Source organism: Parasphingorhabdus sp., from assembly GCF_049667325.1.
Classification (GTDB): Bacteria; Pseudomonadota; Alphaproteobacteria; order Sphingomonadales; family Sphingomonadaceae; genus Parasphingorhabdus.
Map to the genome: position 1 here is coordinate 1 of NZ_JBATHY010000240.1, position 7909 is coordinate 7909.

The 7909-nt window shown below is 58.5% G+C and carries 9 protein-coding genes; 2 read left to right on the forward strand and 7 right to left on the reverse strand.

All coding sequences use genetic code 11. From position 1 onward, the window contains the following. The coding region (locus WBM93_RS10695; protein ID WP_424431693.1) for a JAB domain-containing protein at positions 1-668 on the forward strand (668 nt) is incomplete at its 5' end. A 100-nt stretch (positions 669-768) separates the two neighbouring features. Further along, the gene (locus WBM93_RS10700; RefSeq protein ID WP_424431695.1) at positions 769-2442 is read left to right on the forward strand and encodes a tetratricopeptide repeat protein; all 1674 of its coding nucleotides are present in this window, start codon (positions 769-771) and stop codon (positions 2440-2442) included. A gap of 15 nt (positions 2443-2457) precedes the next feature. Here WBM93_RS10700 and WBM93_RS10705 read toward each other — a convergent pair whose 3' ends face one another. From WBM93_RS10705 to mutS, 7 genes are all read right to left on the reverse strand, one after another. Continuing rightward, complete coding sequence (locus WBM93_RS10705) at positions 2458-3075, reverse strand: MarC family protein (protein WP_424431696.1); 618 nt, start codon at positions 3073-3075, stop codon at positions 2458-2460. Further along, entirely contained in the window at positions 3072-3797 is a 726-nt protein-coding gene (locus tag WBM93_RS10710) for a hypothetical protein (RefSeq protein WP_424431697.1), read from the reverse strand. The genes WBM93_RS10705 and WBM93_RS10710 overlap by 4 nt, the downstream gene beginning before the upstream one ends. Further along, positions 3797-4693, reverse strand: a complete 897-nt coding sequence (gene folD / locus WBM93_RS10715; RefSeq protein ID WP_424431698.1) for a bifunctional methylenetetrahydrofolate dehydrogenase/methenyltetrahydrofolate cyclohydrolase FolD — start codon at positions 4691-4693, stop codon at positions 3797-3799. The genes WBM93_RS10710 and folD overlap by 1 nt, the downstream gene beginning before the upstream one ends. Further along, the gene (locus tag WBM93_RS10720; protein ID WP_424431700.1) at positions 4690-4986 is read right to left on the reverse strand and encodes a YggT family protein; all 297 of its coding nucleotides are present in this window, start codon (positions 4984-4986) and stop codon (positions 4690-4692) included. The genes folD and WBM93_RS10720 overlap by 4 nt, the downstream gene beginning before the upstream one ends. Before the next feature lie 98 nt (positions 4987-5084). Further along, entirely contained in the window at positions 5085-6002 is a 918-nt protein-coding gene (gene argB, locus WBM93_RS10725; protein WP_424431702.1) for an acetylglutamate kinase, read from the reverse strand. Positions 6003-6045: 43 nt separating this feature from the next. Then, complete coding sequence (locus WBM93_RS10730; protein ID WP_424431704.1) at positions 6046-6600, reverse strand: peroxiredoxin; 555 nt, start codon at positions 6598-6600, stop codon at positions 6046-6048. 4 nt (positions 6601-6604) lie between these two features. After that, positions 6605-7909 (reverse strand): DNA mismatch repair protein MutS (mutS, locus tag WBM93_RS10735; RefSeq protein WP_424431706.1); only part of this gene is annotated, 1305 nt, incomplete at its 5' end.

Here is a 7909-nt window from a genome sequence, read left to right on the forward strand (position 1 = left end):
ATAGTAGCGTTCTGGGCCTATCCGATGTTGCTAGTATTGGCGATCGGCACGTACCGCCATCAGCGGCGCCTTCGGCAATTCGGGGTCGACAGATCCTGGAGCAACTTTTCACTCTCGCAAAAATAGACAATGCAACAGCGGCAGCAGGAGCGTTGATCTCCGAATATGGTTCAATTGGAGGCGTTCTGAACGCCAATTCCCGAACAGCCGAAAATGATCCTGCCCGGGCAATCGTGGCTTTGGTGCGTGAAGCAATGCTGGTTTCGTCCCGGGAAAGGATGCTCGACCGCATTTGTCTGTCCAAGGCCGCAGACGTGATCGAATATCTGGTCATCGCGATGGCCCGTTTGCCGGTTGAAGAAGTGCGGGTGTTGTTTCTCGATAGCAAGAACCGCCTGATCAGCGATGAAGTCGTCAGCAGGGGAACGATTTCCTCGGCTCCGATTTATCCGCGCGAGATATTGAAGCGATCCCTCGCGCTGGATGCCACGGCCCTGATCATTGCGCATAACCATCCATCGGGTGACCCGACGCCGAGCAAGATCGATGTCGCAGCAACGCGCAGACTCGTAAAAGCCGGCAAAGAGCTCGATCTGACGGTGCACGACCATATCATCGTTGGCAGCGACGGCTGGATCAGTCTTCGCGACTGGGCGGAATTCGAATGATGATCCTGCTGTCCCGGAACCCCGGCATCGCTGACCGGTTTATTGCGCCCGCGAGTCTGGAATGATGCCGTCACCGCTTCAGAACGAGAAGCGAGCGACAATGCTCCGCGCGGAAACGAAAAACCTTCTGCAATCGCCCGATTTTGCCCGCTCACCGGTCATGTCACAACTTTTGAGCTATCTTGTGGAAGAGGCAATTTCCAACCCTGACAAGCCGCCCAAAGCCTATAAGGTTGCTGTCGACGGGCTGGGCCGCAGCGAGGATTTCGACGTCCAGATCGATAGCTATCCCCGTGTACAGGTTGGCAGGCTGCGCAAGATGCTGGCCGCCCATTATGCCGCACGCGGCAGTAAGGAGCGGTTGAGCATCCCGATGGGCCACTATGCGGTCGAAATCCAGTTGGATGATGGCGAGCCGCCGGAGAATCAGGAGGATACCGGATCGAACGGCGATAGTATCCCTGCGGCCGCTCCGGCCGAAATCGTAACGCATCGCTGGTTTGCCAAGCGGCAGACCACCATAGTCCTGGTTGCAGCCGTGCTGATCATCGCGATCGCCCTGGCCTGGCTGCTAAACAATGCCACCGAGAATTCATCCGGCACGGAATCTGTATCTCAACATTACAGCTTGCCTCCAAAAGTCTATTTTTCATCAAATCGAGAGGCGCTACCGGACAACGAACGCGACAAGGCTCTGGAGATCGAGCAATTTCTGGAAGACGCCTTCGCGCGGTCTTCGCAGGTTAGATTGGCGGCAGCGGAACTATCCGGGGTAGCCCCGGAAAAGGACCACAACGCCTATCGCTTTGAAAGCGAGTTGGTCGCCGGTCCGAACGGTCCCGTCGCGATATTTTCTCTGACCTCGCTGAGCCGCAACGAGAAGATCTGGTCAACGACGATCGCGGTGCCGGATTCGGCAGCGGACTATCCTGGAAAACTGGGCCCGATAGCCAGCCGGGTCGCCGGAGTTTACGGAGTGATTGCCTCCGACCAGCGCACGCACCTGCCCGATGACGCAATGACCGGTTATGCCTGCCTCCTCCGGTTCGAAAGCTACCGCGCAAATCGTGATCCCGATTTATTGCCGATTGTGGACTCCTGTATCAAGAAATCGCTGGCAGCGGATCCCATGGACAGCCGGATTCTTGCCGCCGCTTCTTTCCTTGCCTACCTCCGCGAAGAGGCCACCGGCAGAAAGCCGGATCCGGAGGCAGGGCTGCAGTTTGCGCGCCGCGCGCTGGTGCGCGGCAGAGAAGATTCTTTAGCCAACTTTGCGCTCGCCCGATCGAGTTTTTTCAACGGCAGCTGTGCAAGCGGGAAAGAATTCGCCGAGAAAGCGGTCGAGCTGGCCCCTTATGAAGCAACAATTCACGCACAGACCGGAGCGTATCTGTTCGCCTGTGACGATCCTGACGCGCGCAAATTTCTAAGAACCGCGATCGCTCTGGACCCGCGTGGCTCGATCGTTGCGGAAACCGCCCTGGTGTTTACCTTGCTTGCAGAAGGAAAGAATGAAGAGGCGCTGGAGTTTGCCGAGAAGATCATCCCCTCCAGTACCGGTGTCGGCCCATATTATGATATTGCGATGGCCATGGTCTACGCCAAAAATGGTCGGATTTCGCAATCTCGCGCTTCCTGGGAGCGACTTGTTGCAGCCTATGGCAGCGACAAGGGCGAAAGCCCGGAAGCATTGCTCAGACGCCTGATCCTCAATCCGTCACTGGCCAATCGTGCTTTCGTGCTGCTGTCTCGCACCGGAGTAATCGGCGAGTGAGCACCGACCGGTGAATCAGAAGCTCGCGTTCAGCCCATCAACTACAAACTGAACCGCCAGCGCGCCCAATAGCACTCCGAGCACCCGGGTGATGACCGCTTCAACCTTGTTACCCAAAATCCGCATCATCGGTCCTGCAGCAAGCAGTCCGATCAGGGTGAGCAGCAGCACTCCGCCGAGGGCACCGAGAATGACGAGGGCGTTATCGATACCATCATTTTGCGAAGTCAGCAGCATCACCGCGGCAATCGATCCCGGTCCGGCGATCATCGGCATGGCCATCGGAAAAATCGATACATCCTCGATTTCGGGCTGCTCGATAATCTCCTGCGCACGGTCCTCGCGCCGTTCGGTGCGTTTCTCGAACACCATTTCCAGCGCGATCAGAAACAGCATGATGCCGCCGGCAATGCGGAAACTGTCGAGACTGATGCCAAGCGCGCTGAGCATCTGTTCCCCGAACAAGGCAAAGACCAGCAAGATGAGCGCGGCAACGAAAATCGCGCGGACGGCCATGATCCGGCGATCGCGCTCGGGTACGCTGCTCGTCAGGCTGGCATAGATAGGCGCACAGCCGGGCGGGTCAATCACCACGAAAAAGGTGATGAAGGAAGAGATGAATAGTTCGATCACCGGTTGTCACCCATCTTGAGATCATGCGCAACCGGCTCCATTTTTTCGCCGTTCCAGACCAGTATTTTTATCGCAGGCATGTCGTCCAAATATTGCGTAGCTTCCCACACCAAGGTGCCGTCTCGCGAATTCCCGCGCCGACGATCCGTGCTTTTTGACTGGGCAATGCGGTTGCGATACCCCTCGATCGCGTCGCCGGTGCAGGCCGCGACTTCCGTTTCAATGAAATCGGGTGCTGGCAATGGTTCGTCGAGCGGGGTTCCGTGATCGAACACCCACTTCCAGTCCTGGTCCTTGCCGCGATGGCGCTCGTCAAAATTGTCCAGTCGCCAGATCGTGACAAAGGATCCGGTACCGCCATCGGCATCCTGCCACGCACCCGTCGAAACGGCCAGGCTGCCATCACAAGACATTGATATTTTATGCGGCTGCCATTCAACGGCCTGCGGCGGGTCGGCTTTGCCTTTCAGCCATTGCTGCGCGTTGGTGATATTGGGAACAAACATGATCGCGTCATCCGCCGCGGTTTCGCGGAACGCGGTCCACTGTCCCTTTTCCTGCGCCAGCCGGGCGAAGGACAGTTCCGCCTTTACCACCGCACTGGGATTGGCAATGGGCTTGCCGGCAGCGCGATTATAGCGCTCGCGGTCGTTGAGACGGTCCCCGCCGCCGGCACAGCCTGCCAGCAACAGCGTGATTCCGATTGCGGCTAACAGGCGCATTACAGATTCTCCGGTTTCTCCAGTCCGGCGCGTGCAGATGCCGCGACCAGAGTATTGCGCAATAGCACTGCAATGGTCATCGGGCCAACCCCTCCCGGAACCGGGGTAATCGCCCGGACATGATCAAGCGCTTCGCTGGTGGCAACATCGCCGACCAGACGGCCCTTATTCTGGCCCGGCTCGGCGTCCAGCCGGTTGATACCGACATCGATCACCACGGCACCGGGTTTCAGCCAGTCGCCCTTGACCATTTCGGCGCGACCGACGGCCGCTACGACGATATCGGCGCGGCGGACAACGTCGGGGAGGTCCTGAGTCCGGCTATGGGCCATGGTAACGGTGCAATTTTCAGCGAGCAGCAGCTGCGCCATCGGCTTGCCGACCAGTATCGACCGGCCGACCACGACGGCGTCGAGACCGGTCAGGTCACCCAGAACATCCTTGAGCAGCATCAGGCTGCCGAGCGGCGTGCAGGGGGTCAGCGCTTCTTCGCCGCTGGCCAAACGTCCGGCGTTGATCACGTGGAGACCATCGACATCCTTGTCCGGATCGATCGCCATCACCACCGCTTTTTCGTCGAGACCTTTGGGAAGAGGAAGTTGCACGAGAATTCCATCCACGCTCTCGTCGGCGTTGAGCTGTTCGACCAGCGCGATCACATCCGCCTGCGCGACATCGGCTGGCAGCCGGTGCTCGAAGCTTTCCATGCCCGCGGCAAGGGTCGCCTTGCGCTTGGAGGCAACATAGACCTGACTGGCCGGGTCTTCGCCGACCAGAACCACGGCAAGACCAGGCGCACGGCCGGTCTGCTTCAGAAATGTCGGAACGGCGCCCTTGATACGTTCGCGCAGTCCGGCGGCGAACGCCTTGCCGTCAATAATCCGTGCTGATGTCAACCGATGAGCGCCTGCGCCAGAGGTGGCAGAATTGCATCCTGCAGAATGATAATGCCGATGATGACGACCATCGGGGTCAAGTCAATCTGGCCAAAATCCGGCATGATCTTGCGGATCGGCCGGTAGATGGGCGCGGTCAGCCCATCAAGCGCGGTCCAGATCGCGTTGACGATGTCATTTTGCAAGTTGATGACGTTGAATGCGAGCAGCCAGCTCATGATTGCCTGCACGATGATGACGGTGATCGCCACGTTGAGCAGGATAGCGATAATCTGAAGAATTGCGAATGCCATGGACGGACCCTTTATCGATAATCTGGCTTAGCGGCTAGAGGATTGTCGCCGGTAATGCCAATAATTTGCTGTATCATATATATAACACAGTCGGACGATTATTCAACCGGCTGAAAATCATCCTTTACCAACGTACCCGCGCCCTTGCTGGTGAAGATTTCGAGCAGCATGGCATGCGGAATGCGGCCGTCGAGCACAACTGCGGCATCCACGCCGTCCTGAACCGCATTCACACAGGTTTCGAGTTTCGGGATCATCCCGCCGGATATTGTGCCTTCGTCGACCAGAGCCTGAATTTTCGTCGGATCGAGATCGGTCAGCAATTCGCCCTGCTTGTCGAGCACGCCGGGAACATCGGTCAGCAGGAACAGCCGCGCCGCGCGTAGCGCCGAAGCCACCGCACCGGCCATTGTATCGGCGTTGATATTATAGGTCGCGCCATCCTCGCCGACGCCGATCGGCGCGATAACGGGTATCATCCCGGCAGAGGAGATCGTGTCGATCACACTACGATCGACTTTCTTTGGTTCTCCGACATAGCCGAGGTCGATGATCCGTTCGATATTGCTGTCCGGATCGCGTTCGGTACGACGCAATTTTACTGCTTTAACGAAGCCGCCATCCTTGCCGGAAATACCGATCGCGCTGCCGCCGGCCTGACCGATCCAGCTGACCAGTTCCTTGTTGATCGCGCCGGACAAGACCATTTCGGCAATTTCCGCGGTTTCCTTGGTGGTCACCCGCAAGCCGTCGACAAATTTGCTCTCGACGCCGACCCGTTCGAGCATCGCGCCGATTTGCGGTCCGCCGCCATGTACCACCACCGGATTGATCCCGACTGCCTTGAGCAGCACGATATCCTGGGCAAAATTCCTCGCCAGCGCGGCATCGCCCATCGCATGGCCACCATATTTGATGACAAATGTCGCTCCGGCATAGCGCTGCATATAGGGTAGCGCGTCGGTGAGCGTTTCCGCCTTGGCAAGCATGGCTGGATCGGGTGCGTGATCGTTCATGAGCGCCTTTCTGTCTAGCCGCGCGGCAAAAGCAAGTATTTAATCAGCTTTTGGAGAGAGCCTTCACTTTTGCCAGCGTTCCGGTGACATGGCCCTGCGGTTTTGTTGCACTGTGGACAAAAACAATTTTGCCTTGCTGATCGATGACATAGCTGGTCCGGTTGGTCATCGCGAGCCCCGGTGACATGCGCACCTGATAGGCTTCAATAATCTTGTCATCGGCCCGGGCAACCGCAAATTTGTCACGGCATTCGGAGACCGAGAATTTCTTCAACCCTTCAATATCGTCGCCTGACATGCCGATCACGGTGGCACCTGCGGCATTGAATTCGGCGGTGGCGTCGGCGAACATGTTGGCCTCTATGGTGCAGCCCTCGGTGAAGACCTTGGGAAAGAAATAGAGCACGACGGGTCCGTCCTTGAGCTTGTCGGCGAGCGAGAATTGAAATTCCTGACCCGCTAGCGCGCCGGTGGTGGTGAAAGCGGGGGCGGTGGTGCCGATTTCCAGCGGTTCGGAATTGTTGCTGCGGGCATGATAGACAAAGGCACCGCCGCCGGCGATGGCCAGGGCCAGCAATATCAATATCCACTTTTTCATTTCATCATTCCTGTTCGAGCTGTGTTTTCAGCGCGTATAGCTGATCAAGCGCTTCCCGCGGGGACAGCGCATCCACGTCGATCGCGCCCAACGCCTGTCGCAAGCTATCCGATTTTTCTTCGACATCCGCAAGGCTCGCGGCAAAAAGCGGCAGATCACCGAGACCGGCAGCCAGCCCTCCGGTTTCCGCTTTGCCGGCCTCGAGCTTGTCGAGCACCGCCTTGGCGCGATTGAGGACCGGTTTTGGTATGCCGGCCAGCTTCGCCACCGCCAGACCATAGCTGCGGTCTGCCGGACCTTTGGCCAGTTCGTGAAGCAGGACCAGATCGCCCTTCCATTCGCGCGCGCGGACGTGATGAAGCGACAGCGCATCGAGCCGGTCGGCCAGCCGGGACAGCTCGTGATAATGGGTCGCGAAAAGACAACGGCAACGATTGGTCTCGTGCACCGCCTCGACCACCGCCCATGCAAGCGCGAGCCCGTCATAGGTGGACGTGCCCCTGCCCACTTCGTCGAGAATGACGAAGCTTTTCTCGGTCGCCTGCGACAGGATCGCGGCGGTTTCGACCATCTCGACCATGAAGGTCGACCGTCCCTGGGCGAGATTGTCCGACGCTCCTACGCGGCTGAACAAGTGATCAACGAGACTGAGTTTCGCGGAAGAGGCAGGAACAAAACCGCCAGCTTGCGCCAATATGACGATTAGCGCATTTTGCCGCAGGAAGGTTGATTTGCCGCCCATATTGGGGCCGGACACGAGCCACAGTCGTTCGTCCTGAGCCAGGTTGCAATCATTGGCGACAAACGGATCGCCCTTGGCCGCCAGCGCCGATTCAACCACAGGATGGCGACCGGCCTGAATGTCCAATATATTGCCGTCGACAAATTCGGGACGGCACCACTGGCCTTCGGCCGCACGTTCGGCGAGCGCCGCAGCGACATCGATCCGGGCGAGCGCATCGGCGCTCTCGCCAATCTCCTGTTTGCGCGCCAATATCTTGTCGACCAGTTCCTCGAAATGCGCGGCTTCGGCAGCCAGAGCGTGCGCTCCGGCTTGCGACACGCGGACCGCTTCTTCGTGCAAATCCGTCGAATTGAACCGGACGACACCGGCGAGCGTCTGGCGATGGGTGAAACCCGAATCTTCAGCCATCAAACTATCGCCGTGCCGGGCGGGGACTTCGATAAAATAGCCGAGCACGGCATTATGCTTGATCTTGAGCGTGTTTATTCCGGTCGCGGCGCGATAGCGCGCTTCCAATGTCGCGATTGCCTTGCGACCATCGGAACCGGCGCTGCGCAGCTCATC